Origin of the sequence: Paraburkholderia sp. JPY419, assembly GCF_050435705.1 — a bacterium.
GTDB classification, from domain to species: Bacteria; Pseudomonadota; Gammaproteobacteria; order Burkholderiales; family Burkholderiaceae; genus Paraburkholderia; species Paraburkholderia youngii.
Window position 1 is genome coordinate 2,275,638 of sequence record NZ_JBNDKV010000002.1, and the last position, 17,674, is coordinate 2,293,311.

Annotated in this window: 19 protein-coding genes and 1 riboswitch; of the genes, 16 read left to right on the forward strand and 3 right to left on the reverse strand. The window is 65.7% G+C overall.

Annotated features, from left to right (window positions below):
• Positions 1–88: 88 nt before the first annotated feature.
• The 3 genes from QFZ91_RS16535 to QFZ91_RS16545 all read right to left on the reverse strand — a co-directional run bounded on the left by QFZ91_RS16535 (position 89) and on the right by QFZ91_RS16545 (position 3,281).
• Positions 89–757 carry a hypothetical protein gene (locus QFZ91_RS16535; RefSeq protein ID WP_429567829.1) on the reverse strand — a complete coding sequence of 223 codons (669 nt, stop codon included), beginning with the start codon at positions 755–757 and terminating at the stop codon, positions 89–91.
• Positions 758–821: 64 nt separating this feature from the next.
• A complete protein-coding gene (locus QFZ91_RS16540; RefSeq protein ID WP_429567830.1) occupies positions 822–1,295 on the reverse strand; it encodes a hypothetical protein in 474 nt (157 codons plus the stop codon).
• Positions 1,296–1,529: 234 nt separating this feature from the next.
• Positions 1,530–3,281, reverse strand: coding sequence for an ABC transporter ATP-binding protein/permease (locus tag QFZ91_RS16545; RefSeq protein WP_368598715.1), 1,752 nt, complete (start codon positions 3,279–3,281; stop codon positions 1,530–1,532).
• Positions 3,282–3,714: 433 nt separating this feature from the next.
• A riboswitch (TPP riboswitch) is annotated at positions 3,715–3,838 on the forward strand.
• A gap of 221 nt (positions 3,839–4,059) precedes the next feature.
• Here QFZ91_RS16545 and QFZ91_RS16550 point away from each other — a divergent pair.
• From QFZ91_RS16550 to hisD, 16 genes are all read left to right on the forward strand, one after another.
• Positions 4,060–5,190 carry an FAD-dependent oxidoreductase gene (locus tag QFZ91_RS16550; RefSeq protein ID WP_429567831.1) on the forward strand — a complete coding sequence of 377 codons (1,131 nt, stop codon included), beginning with the start codon at positions 4,060–4,062 and terminating at the stop codon, positions 5,188–5,190.
• A 65-nt stretch (positions 5,191–5,255) separates the two neighbouring features.
• Positions 5,256–5,453 (forward strand): sulfur carrier protein ThiS, encoded by a 198-nt coding sequence (thiS, locus tag QFZ91_RS16555; protein ID WP_026225709.1) that lies wholly within the window; start codon positions 5,256–5,258, stop codon positions 5,451–5,453.
• A 107-nt stretch (positions 5,454–5,560) separates the two neighbouring features.
• Positions 5,561–6,376 carry a thiazole synthase gene (locus tag QFZ91_RS16560; protein WP_429567832.1) on the forward strand — a complete coding sequence of 272 codons (816 nt, stop codon included), beginning with the start codon at positions 5,561–5,563 and terminating at the stop codon, positions 6,374–6,376.
• Positions 6,373–7,476, forward strand: coding sequence for a thiamine phosphate synthase (thiE, locus tag QFZ91_RS16565; RefSeq protein WP_429567833.1), 1,104 nt, complete (start codon positions 6,373–6,375; stop codon positions 7,474–7,476). The genes QFZ91_RS16560 and thiE overlap by 4 nt, the downstream gene beginning before the upstream one ends.
• Before the next feature lie 94 nt (positions 7,477–7,570).
• Positions 7,571–8,392 (forward strand): ABC transporter ATP-binding protein, encoded by an 822-nt coding sequence (locus QFZ91_RS16570; RefSeq protein ID WP_176110133.1) that lies wholly within the window; start codon positions 7,571–7,573, stop codon positions 8,390–8,392.
• On the forward strand, positions 8,389–9,156 hold the full coding sequence (gene mlaE / locus QFZ91_RS16575) for a lipid asymmetry maintenance ABC transporter permease subunit MlaE (RefSeq protein ID WP_176381123.1): 768 nt from the start codon (positions 8,389–8,391) through the stop codon (positions 9,154–9,156). Before QFZ91_RS16570 ends, mlaE begins: the two co-directional genes overlap by 4 nt.
• Before the next feature lie 91 nt (positions 9,157–9,247).
• Complete coding sequence (gene mlaD, locus QFZ91_RS16580; protein WP_176381124.1) at positions 9,248–9,787, forward strand: outer membrane lipid asymmetry maintenance protein MlaD; 540 nt, start codon at positions 9,248–9,250, stop codon at positions 9,785–9,787.
• Between the two features lie 11 nt (positions 9,788–9,798).
• Positions 9,799–10,881 carry an MlaA family lipoprotein gene (locus QFZ91_RS16585; protein ID WP_429567834.1) on the forward strand — a complete coding sequence of 361 codons (1,083 nt, stop codon included), beginning with the start codon at positions 9,799–9,801 and terminating at the stop codon, positions 10,879–10,881.
• 114 nt (positions 10,882–10,995) lie between these two features.
• Positions 10,996–11,628 (forward strand): MlaC/ttg2D family ABC transporter substrate-binding protein, encoded by a 633-nt coding sequence (locus QFZ91_RS16590; RefSeq protein ID WP_176110136.1) that lies wholly within the window; start codon positions 10,996–10,998, stop codon positions 11,626–11,628.
• Positions 11,625–11,945 (forward strand): STAS domain-containing protein, encoded by a 321-nt coding sequence (locus tag QFZ91_RS16595; RefSeq protein WP_176124275.1) that lies wholly within the window; start codon positions 11,625–11,627, stop codon positions 11,943–11,945. Before QFZ91_RS16590 ends, QFZ91_RS16595 begins: the two co-directional genes overlap by 4 nt.
• A gap of 189 nt (positions 11,946–12,134) precedes the next feature.
• Positions 12,135–13,067: an ABC transporter ATP-binding protein gene (locus QFZ91_RS16600; RefSeq protein ID WP_429567835.1), complete on the forward strand. Its 933-nt coding sequence runs from the start codon at positions 12,135–12,137 to the stop codon at positions 13,065–13,067.
• Positions 13,064–13,828: an ABC transporter permease gene (locus tag QFZ91_RS16605; RefSeq protein WP_429567836.1), complete on the forward strand. Its 765-nt coding sequence runs from the start codon at positions 13,064–13,066 to the stop codon at positions 13,826–13,828. Before QFZ91_RS16600 ends, QFZ91_RS16605 begins: the two co-directional genes overlap by 4 nt.
• A 15-nt stretch (positions 13,829–13,843) precedes the next feature.
• Positions 13,844–14,083, forward strand: coding sequence for a BolA family protein (locus tag QFZ91_RS16610; RefSeq protein WP_176381127.1), 240 nt, complete (start codon positions 13,844–13,846; stop codon positions 14,081–14,083).
• A 111-nt stretch (positions 14,084–14,194) separates the two neighbouring features.
• On the forward strand, positions 14,195–15,457 hold the full coding sequence (gene murA, locus QFZ91_RS16615; protein ID WP_429567837.1) for a UDP-N-acetylglucosamine 1-carboxyvinyltransferase: 1,263 nt from the start codon (positions 14,195–14,197) through the stop codon (positions 15,455–15,457).
• Complete coding sequence (gene hisG / locus QFZ91_RS16620; protein ID WP_176124279.1) at positions 15,454–16,155, forward strand: ATP phosphoribosyltransferase; 702 nt, start codon at positions 15,454–15,456, stop codon at positions 16,153–16,155. The genes murA and hisG overlap by 4 nt, the downstream gene beginning before the upstream one ends.
• A 59-nt stretch (positions 16,156–16,214) precedes the next feature.
• Positions 16,215–17,549: a histidinol dehydrogenase gene (gene hisD / locus QFZ91_RS16625; protein WP_429567838.1), complete on the forward strand. Its 1,335-nt coding sequence runs from the start codon at positions 16,215–16,217 to the stop codon at positions 17,547–17,549.
• Positions 17,550–17,674 lie beyond the last annotated feature (125 nt).

Here is a 17,674-nt window from a genome sequence, read left to right on the forward strand (position 1 = left end):
GTGATGCGCACGGGCCGCGCAAAGCGCATACCGCTTTCCAATCCTTTCCCGTGTAAGGCGCTGCAAGCGAACGCACAGCCGCGGGTCTTCAGCGGGTCGGCGGGAAGGCCTGCGAGGTTTGCAGGGTCTGCTGTTGATGCTCCTGGCGCGCGAAATCGGTCCGATCGACGACCATCCGCTCGATCAACCCGCCGAGCTTCACCGAGGCCGACGAGAAGCGGTCGGTGTTCAGGCCGCCGGTCTGATAGCGCGCGGTGACGAGAATGCGGCCGCTCTGGATCAGCGTCAGATCGATGATCGACAGGTACTGGATGGATTCGTCGCTGAACGACCGGCGCCCATAGTCGATCGCGGCGCTGTAGATGAGCCGCGCTTCGCAGCCGGCCGGCGAGGTCCCCGGATTGTAGACGTCCGAACGAATGCCGCGCCGCTCGAGCGCGAGCTGCAGCGCCGGCACGAAATCGCCGACTGACACCGTCGGATTCACTTCGATGCACACGTGCTGCACATCGGCGGGCCGGCCGTTGACGAAGGTCGGCGACGAGTAGTTCGACGCGATCGCGTAGCCGGCCTGGATCACGGAGCCGGTGGCGTCGGCGGCCTGGATCAGCGTCCATGCGCAGCCGTCGAGCGTGAGTGTCAGCGTCGCGGCGAAGGCGGCGAGGGCGCAGCGACGCCGGGATATCAGCGAGGCGGTCGGACCCAGGCGCGAAGGCTTGGTTGCGGCTGGCGCGCGCACGGTTGGCGGCGAGGTCATGATGCGGCGCCCGATCCCGGTCACGAGATTCGCTGGGTCATCGAAAGCAGCGATGGCCGCGCGCTCAGCGCGTCACGCGCAGTCGCAGTTCGTTCTGGCCTTGCACGCTTGCGGTGACGTTCACGCGGCGCGCGTCGGTGGTCACGACGAAATGCTGGCGCACGGGCGTGTTGACGTCGTGCACGACGCGCGGAAAACAGGCGGCGATGTCGGCGCCGAGTTCTTCGAGCGGATCGTTGATGACGCCGTCGGCTTGCCAGTGCGCGCGCCAGTGGCAGTCGTACGCGTGCGCGGTAGCGCGGCAATCGTCGGAATGGAAGACGCCCGGCAGTTGCGCGGCGGTCTCGTTCGGCAGTTGCCGGAAATCGCTCGCATCGACGATGTGCGTGAGCGCCGCGCAGATATCGGCGGGCTGGTTCGGCTCGGCCGTTTGCGCGGCGTCGACGGCGTTCATGAAGAGCAGCGCCGCGCCGAAGGCGAGCGCGAGACGCGGGAGCAAAGTCGGGAGCAGAGGTGAAACATGGCGAGCGAATGACATGGGCGAGAAGTCCGGAGAGCGGTTGCGATCAAAGACGTGACTGACGTCAACGAAGGCCGACGCATGGCGCGGCCCGTACGACTATCGTCGCTGCTCGCGGGCATTTTCAAAGCGCGGAACAGCTTGCGCGCTTCGCAAATGCTTCCGAACTCTTCTCGTGTCTTTCCGGATGTTGCGCACGACGCGCGGGGGCGGCGTCGTGCGCTTAATTGAAGTGAGCGCTGTGCGCGTCGCTCACGCCGCTATCGCTTCGGCCGAACGCTCGACGTCGAGCGTTTCGTCATGGAACGCAGCAAGCGATTCGCGATGCGCGACGCTGACGATCGCCGCCTTCGGCAGCCTCTCGGTGAACAGTCGATAGAGCCGCGCCTCGTTTTCCGCGTCGAGCGCGCTGGTCGCTTCGTCGAGGAACAGGTAGTCGGGCTTGTGCAGCAGCACGCGTGCGGCGGCGAAGCGCTGCTGCTCACCCGGCGACAGCACGCGGGTCCAGTGTCCCGTTTCCTGCAGACGGTCCGCGTATTCCGACAGATGGCAGGTGATGAGCGCGTCGCGGCATTCGTCGTCGCCATAGGTGTCCGCCGCCGACGGATACGCGAGCGCCGCCTTCAGCGTGCCGATCGGCATGTAGCTGACCTGCGGAATGAACATCATGCGCGCGTTGACCGGCGCGTCGATGGAGCCGTCGCCGAACGGCCACAGGCCCGCGAGCGCGCGCATCAGCGTGCTCTTGCCGGCGCCCGACGGACCGCGCACGAGCCAGCGCGAGCCCGGCCGGATCGCGATATCGCGGATGCGCGACAGCGGGTTGCCATTGGGCAGCGCGAGCGTGAGGCTGTCGGTGGTAAGCGAGTTGCTGTCGACGAAATGCAGATTGATGCCGCCGTGTTCCGTGGCCGGCGACACCGATTCCTTCAGACGCGGCGAATGCACGACGCGCTTGAATTCGCGCAACCGGTTTACGGTCGCGCGCCATTCGACGAGGCTCGTATAACTGTTGATGAACCACGAGAACGAATCGCTGACGGTGCCGAACGCGCTCGAAATCTGCATCAGCACGCCGAACGTGAACGCGCCCGCGAAGTAGCGCGGCGCGGCGACGACGATCGGGAAAATGATCGCGATCTGGCCGTAGAAGCTCAGCACGAAGGTCAGGCGCTTCGTGTACTTCATCACCTGCCACCAGTTGTCGCGGATGCGGCCGAACAACGTGCGCGCGTTCGTCTTCTCGGTTTCCATGCCGTTGTAGAACGCGATCTGCTCGGCGTTCTCACGCAGCCGGATCAGACCGAAACGGAAATCCGCCTCGACTTTCTGCGCCTGATAGTTGATCGACACGAGCGGATGGCCGACCTTCTGCATCAGCAGCGAACCGACCACCGCATACAGCGCGGCGGCCCAAACCATATAGCCGGGGATATGCAGCGGCATGCCGCCGAGCGAAATACTCAGCGCGCCCGCGAGCGTCCACAGGATCGTGATGAACGATACCAGCGTGACGACGGTCGACAGCAGATCGAGCGTCAGCGACAGCGTGGTGGTCGCGAACGACTGCAGGTCGTCGCTGATCCGCTGGTCGGGGTTGTCGGCGAGGCGGTCGCGCTCGATGCGGTAGAACGCGCTGTCGTTGAGCCACTCGTTCAGGTAGCGGGTGGTCAGCCACTGGCGCCAGCGGAAGCCGAGCATCTGACGCAGATAGCGTCCATACACGGCGAGGATGATGAAGCCGAACGCGAGTCCGGTAAAAATCATCAGCAGATGCGGGAAGTCGTGGACGTTCTTCTCCTGCAGCGCGTTGTAGAAGTCCCTGCTCCAGCTATTCAGGCGCACGTTGATCCAGACGACGAGCAGGTTCATCACGATGATCGTAATGAGCAGCCCCCATGCGATGCCTCGTTCCTCGGAAACCCAGTAAGGCTTGATCAGGCTCCAGGCGGAGACCTTTTCGTCGGACGGCAGCGCGGGGCTGGCGGAAGTATGTGGTGTCATGAGCGTCCTGATGAAGTGCTGACCCGAAGTGCATTCCGGCGGCGTACGGGTCCGATCTGGTTGACCCATGTCGGGCGATCCCGCTGACAGCCGGCCCTTTGCGAGGCCGTGGCTGAGGCGGGTCTGCGATACCTGGCCGGGCATCGCGCCCTCGCGCTCGATGAACGCGAGTCCGGACGGGCGCCCGATTCTGGCGTGACGCCCTTAAGCGAAAATTAATTTTTCGGGGCCGGCGTCCGCCGGGATGCCGCTGCCACGCATGCGGCCACGAGTGCCGCGCGCGCCGCGTTTTTTCGGCACCGGTCACGGCATTGTGCCAGAGCGCCGGGCCGATTCGCATCGGCATCTCGCTAGACGGTGCCAGATCAAAATCGCGGCAGCGACGGCGGACCGCTGGTTTGCGGGCGCCGCGCCTTTTATGGTCTAATGACCTGCGACGAAACAGGGGTGCTTCGCCCACAGGCGGCATGATTTTCATGCCGGGGCGGCGAGGCTGAGAGAGACCCTTTGCACCCGATCCGGGTAATACCGGCGCGGGAAGTTTCCGGAAGCAACCGTCTTCCATTCCCCGCCGGGCGGCGAGCGCAGCTCACCTGCACACGCCGTGACCGGCCGGCTTCACCCGCCGGTTTCGTCCTGGGTACGTGCGTTTTTGGCCGTACGGAAAGGACTCGATGACCGCCTATTCTTCAGACATGCATCTTTCTCTTCGTCGCGCCGGCTCCGGCGTGCCGTGCCGCTTTGGTTTCGCCCGCGGCTGTCAAACGGAGCGGGTGCGATGAGCCATTCCGCTCGACCTGATTTCGCCGTGCTCGGCGGCGGTTTGTGCGGCCGGCTGGTCGCGTGGCACCTCGCGGGCGACGGACATCGCGTGTCGCTCTATGAGCGCGGCGATGCCGCCGGCTCGCAGGCTGCCGCGTGGGTCGCCGCGGCGATGCTCGCGCCGCTGGCAGAAGCCGCGAGCGCCGAGCTGCTGATCACACGGCTCGGTGCGAGTTCGCTCGAAAGCTGGCCGCGCGTGCTCGCCGAACTGCCGGAGCCGGTGTTTTTCCAGCGCAACGGCACGCTCGTCGTCTGGCATCACGCGGATCGCACGGAGGCGCCGCTGTTCGAGCGCCGCGTGCGCGCGAACGCGCCGGCCGAGTTGCTCGACGGCGGCTTCGTCGCGCTTTCGGGCGCGCAGCTCGGCGCCGCCGAATCCGCGTTGGCCGGCCGCTTCAATCAGGGCTGGCTACTGCCGCGCGAGGGCCAGCTCGACAACCGCCAGGTGCTTTCCGCGCTCGCCGCGGGGCTTGCCGAGCGCGGCGTCGACACGCACTGGAACACGCCGATCGACGACGCGTCGCTGCCCGACGCCGGTATCACGATCGATTGCCGCGGGCTCGGCGCAAAGCCTGTGCTGCCGACGCTGCGCGGCATCCGCGGTGAAGTTGCGCGCGTGCATGCACCTCACCTGCAGCTGACTCGCCCGGTGCGGCTGCTGCATCCGCGCTACCCGCTGTATATCGCGCCGAAGCAGAACGGCCTCTACGTGATCGGCGCGACCGAGGTGGAGGGCGAGGACATGTCGCCCGTCAGCGTGCGTTCGGCGCTCGAGTTGCTGAGCGCGGCGTTCTCGGTGCATCCGGGCTTCGGCGAGGCGCGCATCCTCGAGCTGAATTCGCAGTGCCGGCCGACCTTGCCCGATCACCGTCCCGCGCTGCTGTGGGACGGCGCGCGCACGTTGCGCGTGAACGGCCTGTATCGGCACGGCTTTATGATCGCGCCGGAAGTCGCCGACGAAGCCGTACGCTTCGCGAGCGCGCTGCTCGACGGCCGTGTCCGGGACGCCGACGCATTCGCCGGCTGGCGGCGCGACGCACGCTGGAGCGAGCTGTTCCAACAGCATTTCGCGCGTGAGCCGGCCTGAGCGTAGCGGCAAACGTGCCGCACGCGATGCCGCTTGCGCCATCGATTGAACCGTATTCGAACACCATGGACATTCATATCAATCAGAAGCCGTTGTCGCTGCCCGAGGGCGCGACTGTCGCCGATGCGCTTGCCGCCTTTGGCGCGCGTCCGCCGTTCGCGGTCGCGCTCAACGGCGATTTCGTCGCGCGTGCGCAGCATGCGGCGCGCGCGCTGCAAACGGGCGATCGGCTCGACGTCGTGCAGCCGGTCGCGGGCGGCTGAGCGCGCTCGCGCCGGCCTGCTGCATACCGAACGCAACAACCGTCGCCGAAAACCCATTGCCGTCACGCGGTCGGTTCTAGCCGCGACGGCAAACCAGGATGATGCAAATGACTTCTCACGAGAGCGCGGACGCGCTGACCCTATACGGTCAAACTTTCGCAAGCCGCGTGCTGCTCGGCACGTCGCGCTACCCGTCGCTGCAATCGCTGTCCGATTCGATCCACGCCGCGCGCCCCGGCATGGTCACCGTCGCGCTGCGCCGTCAGATGAACGAGGCCAACGCGGAAGCCGGCTTCTTCGATCTGCTCAAGCGCCACGGCGTGCCGCTGCTGCCGAATACGGCGGGCTGCCTGAGCGTCGGTGAAGCGGTGACGACCGCGCATATGGCGCGCGAAATCTTCGAGACCGAGTGGATCAAGCTCGAACTGATCGGCGACGACTACACGTTGCAGCCCGACCCGGTCGGGCTGATCGAAGCCGCCGCGCGGCTCGTCAAGGATGGCTTCAAGGTGCTGCCGTACTGCACCGAAGATCTGGTGATCGGCCGCCGTCTGCTCGACGCCGGCTGCGAGGCGCTGATGCCGTGGGGCGCGCCGATCGGCACCGGCAAGGGCGTGATCAATCCGTACGGGCTGCGTGTATTGCGCGAGCGGCTGCCGGACGTGCCGCTGATCGTCGATGCCGGGCTCGGCGTGCCGTCGCATGCGGCCCAGGTGATGGAGTGGGGCTTCGACGGCGTGCTGCTGAATACGGCGGTGTCGCAGGCGACGCACCCCGACGCGATGGCGCGCGCGTTCGCGCTGGGCGTCGAGGCGGGCCGGCAGGCGTATCTCGCGGGCCCGATGGCCGAGCGCGAGAGTGCGCACGCGAGCACGCCGGTGGTCGGCATGCCGTTCTGGCATCAGGATGGAGGTGCGGCATGACGCAGTCGTTGACGCTGAAGGACCGCGATCTGTTCTGGCCGACGGCCGACGAACTCATCGAAGCCGCCGAGCGCATCCGCGCGCGGCTTGGCGACTGGCCGCAGACCCACGCGCCGTGGCGCATCTGCCTGACCGCGCCGGACGAACCGAACGGTGGCGACCTGATCGTGGTCGCCGACGCGCAGCAGCACGGCGAGCAGATCGCGCGCTGGCTGACGTGGGGCGCGGGCGTGATCGTCGCTGCGGAAAACCGCGCGACGCTGCATCTGGGCGGTGAGAAATACGGCCTCGAAGGCCATCTGGCGGAAGACTGGATTCCCGCGCTGGCCGCGTTCCTCGACTGCGGTTTCGATCCGCACGACGCGCTGGTGCTCGCGCTCGCGTGGCGCGACGGCGACGAGACCCGCGCCGACGACGCTTTCCCGTCCGACCTCGGCCGCTTTCCGCGCCTTACCGACCTGCCGCCGGCACCCGCCAGGGCGTTCCCGCGCTGCCCGGAAAAGCTCGGCCTGTATCCAGTGCTGCCGACCGCGGACTGGGTCGAGCGGGTGGTCGGGTTCGGCGTGAAGACGGTGCAGTTGCGCCGCAAGTCGGCCGAGCCCGCCGACGAACTGAAGCGCGAGATCGCCCGCTGTGTGGCGGCCGGCCGCGCGCACGACGCGCAGGTGTTCATCAACGATCACTGGCAGGCGGCGCTCGAGGCGGGCGCGTACGGCGTGCATCTCGGCCAGGAAGACGTTCATACTGCGGATCTGTCCGCGCTGGCCGACGCGGGCATCCGTCTGGGCCTGTCCACGCACGGCTTTTACGAGATGCTGAAGGCGCTGCATTTTCGTCCGAGTTACATTGCATTGGGCGCGGTGTTCCCGACCACGACCAAGGTCATGCCGACCGCGCCGCAAGGCTTGCGGCGCCTCGCACGCTATGTGCGGCTGCTCGACGGTGTGGTGCCGCTCGTCGCGATCGGCGGGATCGATCTGCAGGTGCTGCCGGAGGTGCTCGCGACCGGCGTCGGCTGCGCGGCGGTGGTGCGCGCGGTCACCGAAGCGGCCGACCCAGCCGCCGCCGTTTCGGCGCTGCAACACACGTTTACGCAATAATCGTCAGGCATAGTCAAGGAACGGGGCACCTCAACGCAGCTTTTGCATGATGGCCCTATAATTCGGCCTTCCGTGTAAAAGGATTGTCAGTTTGGTGCCTTCCTCCCCCGAGACCATACTCGAGCTGCGCGACGTCGACTTCGGCTACGGCGACCGGCTCGTCCTGTCGAATCTGAATCTGCGCTTTCGCCGCGGTCAGGTCGTCGCGGTCATGGGCGGCTCCGGTTGCGGCAAGACCACGGTGCTGCGGTTGATCGGCGGCCTCGTGCGCGCGCAACGCGGCCAGGTGCTGTTCCATGGCCAGGACATCGGCGGGCAGACGCGCGAAGGCCTTTACGCGCTGCGCCGCAAGATGGGCATGCTGTTCCAGTTCGGCGCGCTGTTCACCGACATGTCGGTGTTCGAGAACGTCGCCTTTTCGCTACGCGAGCACACCGATCTCCCCGAAGAACTGCTGCGCGACCTCGTGCTGATGAAGCTCAACGCGGTCGGCCTGCGCGGCGCTCGCGATTTGCTGCCGTCGGAGATTTCGGGCGGCATGGCGCGGCGCGTGGCGCTCGCGCGCGCGATCGCACTCGATCCCGAACTGATGATGTACGACGAACCGTTCGCCGGCCTCGATCCGATCTCGCTCGGCATCACCGCAAATCTGATCCGCACGCTGAACCAGGCGCTCGGCGCGACGTCGATTCTCGTCACGCACGATGTGCCGGAATCGTTCGCGATCGCCGATTACGTGTACTTCCTGTCCAGCGGCGGGGTGCTCGCCGAAGGCACACCGGACGAGCTGCGCGCGTCGACCGACCCGACCGTGCGGCAGTTCATCGACGGCGCGCCGGACGGCCCGTTCAGATTCCACTATCCGGCGCAGACGCCGCTTGCGGCGGACTTCGGCATCGGCGGAGGCCAGTCATGATCAGTACGATCGGTCGCTCGGTCATCAGCGGGCTCGGCACCGCCGGCTACGCGACGCGCTTCTTCCTGCGGCTCGTGCTCGAAATTTTCCCGCTGCTGCGCCGTCCGCGTCTTGTCACGAAGCAGATCCACTTCGTCGGTAATTATTCGCTCGTGATCATCGCGGTATCGGGGCTGTTCGTCGGCTTCGTGCTCGGGCTGCAGGGCTATTACACGCTGAACCGTTATGGCTCCGAGCAAGCGCTCGGGTTGCTCGTCGCGCTGTCGCTGGTGCGCGAGCTCGGGCCGGTCGTGACCGCGCTGCTGTTCGCCGGGCGCGCGGGCACGTCGCTGACCGCCGAAATTGGCCTGATGAAGGCCGGCGAGCAGCTCACCGCGATGGAAATGATGGCCGTCGATCCGGTCAAAGTCGTGATCGCGCCGCGCCTGTGGGCCGGCATTATCTCGATGCCAATCCTCGCGGCGATCTTCAGCGCGGTCGGTGTGCTGGGGGGTTACGTGGTGGGCGTGCTGCTGATCGGCGTCGATGCCGGCGCGTTCTGGTCGCAGATGCAAAGTGGCGTCGACGTGTGGCGCGATGTCGGCGCCGGGGTCGTCAAGAGCGTGGTGTTCGGTCTCGCGGTGACCTTCGTCGCGCTGTTTCAGGGCTACGAGGCGAAGCCGACGCCGGAAGGCGTGTCGCGCGCGACGACCCGCACGGTCGTGTACGCGTCGCTCGCGGTGCTCGGGCTCGACTTCCTGTTGACCGCACTGATGTTCAGCTAAGGCCGCGCAGCGTGCCGGCTGCCGGCGGCGTACGATGCGCCGCGCACGGCGGGAAGCGGCGGCGGCGCGGCGGATTCACTTTGGGATGACGATGAAAAAGAATGTTCTCGACTTCTGGGTCGGCCTGTTCGTGGTGCTGGGTTTCGTGGCGTTGCTATTTCTTGCGCTGAAGGCCGGCAATATGAGCTCGCTGTCGTTCCAGGCAACCTACCCGGTCAAGCTCAAGTTCGACAACATCGGCGGGCTGAAACCGCGCGCGCCTGTAAAGAGCGCCGGCGTGACGGTCGGCCGGGTCGCGTCGATCGGCTTCGATAGCAACACCTACCAGGCGCTCGTCACGATCGATATCGACAAGCAATTCGAGTTTCCGAGAGACACTTCGGCGAAGATCCTGACCTCGGGTCTGCTCGGCGAACAATACATCGGGCTCGAGCCGGGCGGCGACTCGGAAATGCTGAAGGCGGGCGATACCATCGCGATGACGCAATCGGCGATCGTGCTGGAAAACCTGATCGGCCAGTTCCTGTATAGCAAGGCCGCGGATTCCGGCGCAGCGAAGCCCGCTGCATCCGCCCCCGCACCGGCGCCGGCAGCGCCGGCTTCCGGCGCTGCCGGCCAGTCAGGCCAATAAGGAGAACAACGATGCAGACGAAACTGCAGACCCCGCGCAGCGGCGCGCGCGTCCTACAGTTCGGCAAGGTCGCCGTGGCGGCTGCGCTGCTCGCCGGTTGCACGACCGTGCAGACGCCGACCAAGGGCGACCCGTTCGAAGGGCTGAACCGCACGATCTTCACCATCAACGACAAGGTCGACCAGTATGCGATCAAGCCGGTCGCGCAGGGCTACGTGTTTGTCACGCCGCAGCCGGTGCGCGACAGCGTGACGAACTTCTTCTCGAACATCGGCGACATCTATATCGCGGCGAACAATCTGCTGCAGTTGCGTATCGCGGACGGCGTGTCGGACATCATGCGGATCGTGATCAACACGTTGTTCGGCGTCGGCGGCCTGTTCGACGTCGCGACGCTCGCGAAGCTGCCCAAGCACGACAACGACCTCGGTCTGACGCTCGGCCACTACGGCGTGCCGGCGGGCCCTTACCTCGTGCTGCCGCTGTTCGGGCCGAGCACGGTGCGCGACGCGTTCGGCTCGCTCGGCAACTACTACGTGAACCCGATCAGCTACATCGATCCGCCGGGCTTGAGTTGGGGCTTGTGGGGCTTGAACATCGTCAATACGCGCGCGAACCTGCTCGGCGCGAGCAACCTGCTGGAAGGCGCGGCGCTCGACAAATACTCGTTCGTGCGCAATGCGTATCTGCAGCGCCGCCAGTATCTGCTGTCGGACAACCGCCGGCGTCCGCAGGACCTGCCGAGCTACGAAGAGGAAGCGCCGCTGCCGAAGTACGACGAAGGCGAGACGGGCGCGGCCGCGGGGGCGGCAGGTGCGCCGGCCGGCGCTGCAACCGGCGCGGCGGGCGCCGCCGCGGGCGCGCAGGGTGCTGCGGCAAAGGCGGCTCCCGCATCCGGCGCGGCCGTGGCGACACCGCAAGGCGCGTCGGCACCGCAGGGCGCGTCGGCACCGCAAGGCGCGTCGGCGCCGGAGGCCGCGTCAGGCACCGAAACCCCGCCGCTCGACCTGAAAGGCGGCCCTGAAACGCAGATTCCGGCCGGTCAGCTGGTGCCGCCCACGCGCTTCAACTTCCCGTCGTTCAGATTGCATTGAACGTGCAGCCGTAACAGATCGATACGACTCTCGCAGTTTGCGCATGGATTGCCGTCAAACTCGCGTGATAAGGTCCGTTCAACCTGTTGCACTATTTTTGAGGCAAAGCTCGATATGAAAAAATTCTTCCTGATTCCGTTGTTTGCCGTGTTGTTTTCATTCATCAGCGCGGGCGCATCGGCGCAAACCGTCGACACCAACTCCCCCGAGGCGCTGATCAAAACCGTCACCCAGCAGGTGATGGACGCAATTCGCGGCGACAAGTCGATCCAGCAGGGCGACATCACCCACATCACGGCGCTCGTCAACGAAAAGATCCTGCCGTACACGGACTTCCGCCGCACCACCCAGCTCGCGATGGGCCGCAACTGGCGCACCGCGACGCCCGAGCAGCAGAACCAGGTGGTCGAGCAGTTCAAGATGCTGCTGATCCGCACGTACTCGGGCGCGCTCGCGCAGGTGCGCGACCAGCAGATCCAGTTCAAGCCGTTCCGCATGAACCCGGACGACACCGACACGGTGGTGCGCTCGGTCGTGATGAACAATGGCCAGCCGATCGAACTCGACTATCGCCTGTACAAGACGGCGCAAGGCTGGCGCGTGTATGACCTCAACGTGCTCGGCGCGTGGCTGATCCAGGCGTATCAGCAGCAGTTCAACGAGCAGATCCAGCAGAAGGGCGTGGACGGACTGATCCAGTTCCTCACGCAGCGCAATCAGCAACTCGCCGCGGGCAAGCAGTCGTGAGCGACGTGCTGAACCAGGTCGCGAACCGCTTCGACAGCGGCGCGACGCTGACCCACGAGAGCGCGAAGGCCGCGCTCGCGGCGGGTCTGCAACGTATTGCGGCCGGCGCGCGCGGCGTCGATTGCGCGCCGCTCACGCAATTCGATTCGTCGGCGCTCGCGGTCCTGCTCGCGTGGGTGCGGGCCGCGGCGGCGCGCGGCGACAAGTTCGAAATCATCAATCTGCCGGCCGGTCTCGCCAGTCTCGCGCAGGCCTACGGCGTCGATACGCTTCTCTCTCCTGTCGCCTCCAGCATGGTTGCGTCAGCGCGACATTGACGCTCCTCTAGCGTCGTCCCCCCCTTCCGGCCAGGCCGGGGGTGTCAGTTTTTGCCCTATAATCAAACGTTTTTTTGGGGCGTTGAACTGGCCCCCTAATCGGCCCCGGTTCCGTTTCTTCCAGCATTTGCACGTCCCCAAGCTCCATCGGGGCTACTTCAGGCGCCGCGACGCGCGCGGCCCATAGTCATGTCAGCCATAGAAATTCGTAACGTCAAGAAGCGCTACAAGGACTTGCAGGCGCTTAAGGGCGTCAGCCTCACGGTCGAAGAAGGCGAGTTCTTCGGACTGCTCGGTCCGAACGGCGCGGGCAAGACGACGCTCATCAGCATACTCGCGGGTCTCGCCCGCGCCGACGAAGGCAGCATCGCGGTGCGCGGTCACGACGTGGTCGACGATTTCCGCAATGCGCGCCGCGCGCTCGGCGTGGTGCCGCAGGAACTCGTGTTCGATCCGTTCTTCACGGTGCGCGAAACCTTGCGCATCCAGTCGGGCTACTACGGTCTGCGCAACAACGACGCGTGGATCGACGAGATCATGGCCAATCTCGATCTCACCGAAAAAGCCGATGCCAACATGCGCGCGCTGTCGGGCGGCATGAAGCGCCGCGTGCTGGTCGCGCAGGCGCTCGTGCACCGTCCGCCGGTGATCGTGCTCGACGAGCCGACCGCGGGCGTCGACGTCGAACTGCGCCAGACGCTGTGGAAGTTCATCTCGCGCCTGAATCGCGAAGGCCACACGATCGTGCTGACCACGCACTACCTGGAAGAAGCCGAATCGCTGTGCGACCGCATCGCGATGCTGCGCCGAGGCGAGGTCGTTGCGCTCGATCGCACCAGCACGCTGCTGCAGCGCTTCGCCGGCATGCAGCTGTTCGTGCGCTTCGCGCACGGCGTGCTGCCTGCCGATCTGCGTCCGCTCGAGGCGGAAAGCGGCGCGGGCAACGGCAATGGCCGCCAGCACCTGCTGCGCCTGACGAGCTACGACGACGTCGAGCGCATCCTCGCGCAATGCCGCGCGGCCGGTTGTGCATTCGAAGAAATCGAGGTCCGCAAGGCCGACCTCGAAGACGTATTCGTTCAGGTGATGAACGGTCCAGAAGTGATCGAGGGGCTCGCATGAGCGGCTACAGTGGATTCAGCACGCTGTTTTACAAAGAACTGCTGCGTTTCTGGAAGGTATCGTTCCAGACCGTGCTCGCCCCGGTCATCACCGCGCTCCTTTATCTGACCATCTTCGGCCACGCGCTGCGCGGCCACGTCGAGGTCTATCCGGGCGTCGAATACACGAGCTTCCTGATTCCGGGTCTCGTGATGATGAGCGTGCTGCAAAACGCGTTTGCGAACAGTTCTTCGTCGCTGATCCAATCGAAGATCACCGGCAATCTCGTGTTCGTGCTGCTGCCGCCGCTGTCGCACTACGAGATGTTCGCGGCCTACGTGCTCGCGGCCGTGGCGCGCGGGCTGTGCGTCGGCTTCGGTGTGTTCATCGTGACAATCTGGTTCGTGCCGCTCGCGTTCACCGCGCCGCTTTACATCATCGTGTTCGCGATGTTCGGCGCGGCGATTCTCGGCACGCTGGGGCTGATTGCCGGCATCTGGGCCGAGAAGTTCGACCAGCTCGCCGCGTTCCAGAACTTTCTGATCATGCCGCTCACGTTCCTGTCGGGCGTGTTCTACTCGACGCATACGCTGCCGCCCGGGTGGCGCGAAGTATCGCGGCTCAATCCGTTTTTCTACATGATCGACGGCTTTCGCTATGGCTTTTTCGGCGTGTCGGATATCGACCCGCTGGTGAGCCTCGCGATCGTCGCCGGTTTCTTCGTGGTGCTGGCTGTCGTGGCGATGCGAATGCTCGCCACCGGCTACAAGCTGCGCCACTGACGAGGAGCTTCCCTTATGTTGCCGACTCCCGAACAGGTTAAACAGTACATTGCAGCTGGACTCGCGTGCGAGCATCTCGCAGTCGAAGGCGACGGTCAGCATTTCTTTGCGACGATCGTCTCGCCGAGCTTCGAAGGCAAGCGCCTGATACAGCGTCACCAACTCGTGTATGCGGCGCTCGGCGAGCGCATGCGCGAAGAAATCCACGCGCTCAGCATGAAGACGCTGACGCCCGCCGAATGGCAGAACGCGTAATCTGGAAATTTAGTGCGAGTTACTCACGAAGGGCGCGACGCAGCCAGCGGCGCGCCGAACACAGACAAAGCAGGTCCGGGCGCGAACCGGGCCGATCAGGAACCGACAGGCATGGATAAACTCATCATTGAAGGTGGCTACCCGCTCTCCGGTGAAGTTGTCGTCTCGGGTGCGAAGAACGCGGCATTGCCGATCCTGTGCGCGGGTCTGTTGACCGCCGATCCGGTGCATCTGGAGAACGTGCCCGATCTGCAGGACGTGCGCACGATGCTCAAGCTGCTCGGCCAGATGGGCGTGCGTATCGAGGCAGGCGAAGGGCGCGTCGCGCTCGACGCGTCGAAGGTCGACAACCTCGTCGCGCCGTACGAGATGGTGAAGACGATGCGCGCGTCGATTCTCGTGCTCGGTCCGCTCGTCGCGCGCTTCGGTCATGCGCGCGTGTCGCTGCCGGGCGGTTGCGCAATCGGCGCGCGTCCGGTCGATCAGCACATCAAGGGTCTGCAGGCGATGGGCGCCGAGATCACGATCGAGCACGGCTTCATCGAAGCGCGTGCGAAGCGTCTGAAGGGCGCGCGCATCGTCACCGACATGATCACCGTGACCGGTACCGAGAACCTCTTGATGGCGGCGGTGCTCGCGGAAGGCGAAACCATCATCGAGAACGCCGCGCGTGAACCCGAAGTGGTCGACCTCGCGCATCTGCTCGTCGCGATGGGCGCGAAGATCGAAGGCATCGGCACGGATCGCCTCGTGATCCAGGGCGTCGACAAGCTGCACCGTGCGAAGCACACGGTCATTCCGGACCGCATCGAAGCGGGCACCTTCCTGTGCGCGGTCGCGGCGGCAGGCGGCGACGTCACGCTGCGCAAGATGCGTCCGCTGCTGCTCGAAGCCGTCACCGAAAAGCTGCGCGATGCGGGCGTGACGGTCGAGGAAGGCGACGACTGGATGCGCGTGCGCATGGACAAGCGCCCGAGCGCGGTCACGTTCCGCACCTCCGAATACCCGGCGTTCCCGACCGACATGCAGGCGCAGTTCATGGCGCTCAACACGATCGCCGACGGTACGTCGCAGGTCGTCGAGACGATCTTCGAAAATCGCTTCATGCACGTGCAGGAACTGAACCGCCTCGGTGCGAGCATCACGATCGACGGCAACACCGCGCTCGTGACCGGCGTCGAGAAACTGTCCGGCGCGAAGGTGATGGCCACCGATCTGCGCGCGTCCGCGAGCCTCGTGATCGCCGCGCTGCGCGCCGAGGGCGAGACGCTGATCGACCGTATCTATCACCTCGATCGCGGCTACGACCGCATGGAAGCGAAGCTCAACGCGATCGGTGCGAAGGTGCGCCGCGTATCCGGGAGCCAGGCATGAGTTCGATGCCGCAAACGTCGTCGTCGCCGGCGGTGAGCGCGCCGCTCACGCTCGCGTTGTCGAAAGGGCGTATCTTCGAGGAAACGCTGCCGCTGCTCGCGGCGGCCGGCATCGAAGTCGCCGAAGATCCCGAGAGTTCGCGCAAGCTGATCCTGCCGACCACCGACCCGAACCTGCGCGTGATCATCGTGCGCGCGACCGACGTGCCGACCTATGTCGAGTACGGCGCGGCCGACTTCGGCGTGGCCGGCAAGGACGTGCTGCTCGAGCATGGCGGCAGCGGTCTGTATCAGCCGGTCGACCTGGACATCGCGCGTTGCCGGATGTCGGTCGCGGTCGCGGCGGGTTTCGATTATGCAAACGCGGTGCGCCAGGGCGCGCGTCTGCGTGTCGCGACCAAGTACGTTGAAACCGCACGTGAGCATTTTGCCGCCAAGGGCGTTCACGTCGATCTGATCAAGTTGTACGGTTCAATGGAACTGGCGCCGCTGGTCGGCCTCGCCGACGCGATCGTCGACCTGGTCAGCTCGGGCAATACGCTGCGCGCGAACAATCTCGTCGAGGTGGAGGAGATCATGCAGATTTCGTCGCGCCTCGTGGTGAACCAGGCGGCGCTGAAGCTCAAACGCGCCGCGTTGCGGCCAATTCTCGACGCGTTTGCCAATGCGTCGTCGAAAACCGGCGCCCCGGCGGCCTGACTGAACGATGGCACGCTGATCACGCTGCGACTCAGCGCCTTACCGAAACGGATACCTGTATGTCTACCAAGATTCGCAAACTCGATTCCACCGCTCCCGACTTTCAGAAGTCGCTGCATGCGGTGCTCGCGTTCGAGGCGAGCGAAGACGAAGCCATCGAGCGCGCGGTCGCGCAGATTCTGAACGACGTGAAGGCGCGGGGCGACGACGCAGTGCTCGAGTACACGAACCGCTTCGATCGCATCGATGCGAAAAGCGTGGCCGAGCTCGAACTGCCGATGGCGGAGCTCGAAGCGGCGCTCGAAAGTCTCGAGCCGAAGCAGCGTGCGTCGCTGGAAGCGGCGGCGGCGCGCGTGCGCGGCTACCACGAGAAGCAGAAGATCGAGTGCGGCAGCCATAGCTGGCAGTACACCGAAGCGGACGGCACCGTGCTCGGCCAGAAGGTGACGCCGCTCGATCGCGCGGGCATCTACGTGCCGGGCGGCAAGGCGGCGTATCCGTCGTCGGTGCTGATGAACGCGATTCCGGCGCGGGTGGCCGGCGTGCGCGAAATCGTGATGGTCGTGCCGACGCCGGACGGTGTGAAGAATCCGCTCGTGCTCGCGGCGGCACTGCTAGGCGGCGTCGATCGCGTGTTCACGATCGGCGGCGCGCAGGCGGTGGGCGCGCTCGCGTACGGCACGCAATCCGTGCCCGCGGTCGACAAGATCTGCGGCCCCGGCAATGCGTATGTCGCGTCGGCGAAACGGCGCGTGTTCGGCACGGTCGGCATCGACATGATCGCCGGGCCGTCGGAAATTCTCGTGCTGTGCGACGGCACGACCGATCCGCGCTGGGTCGCGATGGACCTGTTCTCGCAGGCCGAGCACGACGAGCTCGCGCAGTCGATCCTGCTGTGCCCGGACGACGCGTTCATCGCGCGTGTGCAGGAAGCGATCGACGAACTGCTGCCCACGATGCCGCGCCACGAGGTAATCCGCACGTCGCTCGAAAATCGCGGCGCGCTGATCAAGGTGCGCGACATGGCCGAGGCCTGCGCGATCGCCAACGACATTGCGCCGGAGCACCTCGAAATTTCGGCGCTGGAGCCGCATCAGTGGGCGCAGCAAATCCGCCACGCGGGTGCGATCTTCCTTGGCCGCTACACCAGCGAGAGCCTCGGCGACTACTGCGCGGGCCCGAACCACGTGCTGCCGACGTCGCGTACCGCACGGTTCTCGTCGCCTCTCGGCGTTTATGATTTCTTCAAGCGCTCGAGCCTGATCGAGGTCAGCGCGGAGGGCGCGCAGACGCTCGGCGAGATCGCCGCCGAACTTGCATATGGCGAAGGTCTGCAAGCGCACGCACGCAGTGCCGAATTCCGGATGCGGCAGAACAACAACGAACGCGGCTGAGACGGAAGCGGCGAGGGCGGAGACTGCCGCGCGAGCGACGCATCGAGCACCCGCCCCGTTCAATAACAACGACAGAGACCAACCCGAACGCCCTGCACCGACGACGCCGACATGGCAGTCTTCGC

What these genes read in the sequence shown, in the direction of transcription:
- QFZ91_RS16535 (WP_429567829.1), bottom strand. Translation starts at nt 757, where the DNA reads ATGACCTCGCCGCCAACCGTGCGCGCGCCAGCCGCAACCAAGCCTTCG.
- QFZ91_RS16540 (WP_429567830.1), bottom strand. Translation starts at nt 1,295, where the DNA reads ATGTCATTCGCTCGCCATGTTTCACCTCTGCTCCCGACTTTGCTCCCG.
- QFZ91_RS16545 (WP_368598715.1), bottom strand. Translation starts at nt 3,281, where the DNA reads ATGACACCACATACTTCCGCCAGCCCCGCGCTGCCGTCCGACGAAAAG.
- QFZ91_RS16550 (WP_429567831.1), top strand. Translation starts at nt 4,060, where the DNA reads ATGAGCCATTCCGCTCGACCTGATTTCGCCGTGCTCGGCGGCGGTTTG.
- thiS (WP_026225709.1), top strand. Translation starts at nt 5,256, where the DNA reads ATGGACATTCATATCAATCAGAAGCCGTTGTCGCTGCCCGAGGGCGCG.
- QFZ91_RS16560 (WP_429567832.1), top strand. Translation starts at nt 5,561, where the DNA reads ATGACTTCTCACGAGAGCGCGGACGCGCTGACCCTATACGGTCAAACT.
- thiE (WP_429567833.1), top strand. Translation starts at nt 6,373, where the DNA reads ATGACGCAGTCGTTGACGCTGAAGGACCGCGATCTGTTCTGGCCGACG.
- mlaE (WP_176381123.1), top strand. Translation starts at nt 8,389, where the DNA reads ATGATCAGTACGATCGGTCGCTCGGTCATCAGCGGGCTCGGCACCGCC.
- mlaD (WP_176381124.1), top strand. Translation starts at nt 9,248, where the DNA reads ATGAAAAAGAATGTTCTCGACTTCTGGGTCGGCCTGTTCGTGGTGCTG.
- QFZ91_RS16585 (WP_429567834.1), top strand. Translation starts at nt 9,799, where the DNA reads ATGCAGACGAAACTGCAGACCCCGCGCAGCGGCGCGCGCGTCCTACAG.
- QFZ91_RS16590 (WP_176110136.1), top strand. Translation starts at nt 10,996, where the DNA reads ATGAAAAAATTCTTCCTGATTCCGTTGTTTGCCGTGTTGTTTTCATTC.
- QFZ91_RS16600 (WP_429567835.1), top strand. Translation starts at nt 12,135, where the DNA reads ATGTCAGCCATAGAAATTCGTAACGTCAAGAAGCGCTACAAGGACTTG.
- QFZ91_RS16605 (WP_429567836.1), top strand. Translation starts at nt 13,064, where the DNA reads ATGAGCGGCTACAGTGGATTCAGCACGCTGTTTTACAAAGAACTGCTG.
- QFZ91_RS16610 (WP_176381127.1), top strand. Translation starts at nt 13,844, where the DNA reads ATGTTGCCGACTCCCGAACAGGTTAAACAGTACATTGCAGCTGGACTC.
- murA (WP_429567837.1), top strand. Translation starts at nt 14,195, where the DNA reads ATGGATAAACTCATCATTGAAGGTGGCTACCCGCTCTCCGGTGAAGTT.
- hisG (WP_176124279.1), top strand. Translation starts at nt 15,454, where the DNA reads ATGAGTTCGATGCCGCAAACGTCGTCGTCGCCGGCGGTGAGCGCGCCG.
- hisD (WP_429567838.1), top strand. Translation starts at nt 16,215, where the DNA reads ATGTCTACCAAGATTCGCAAACTCGATTCCACCGCTCCCGACTTTCAG.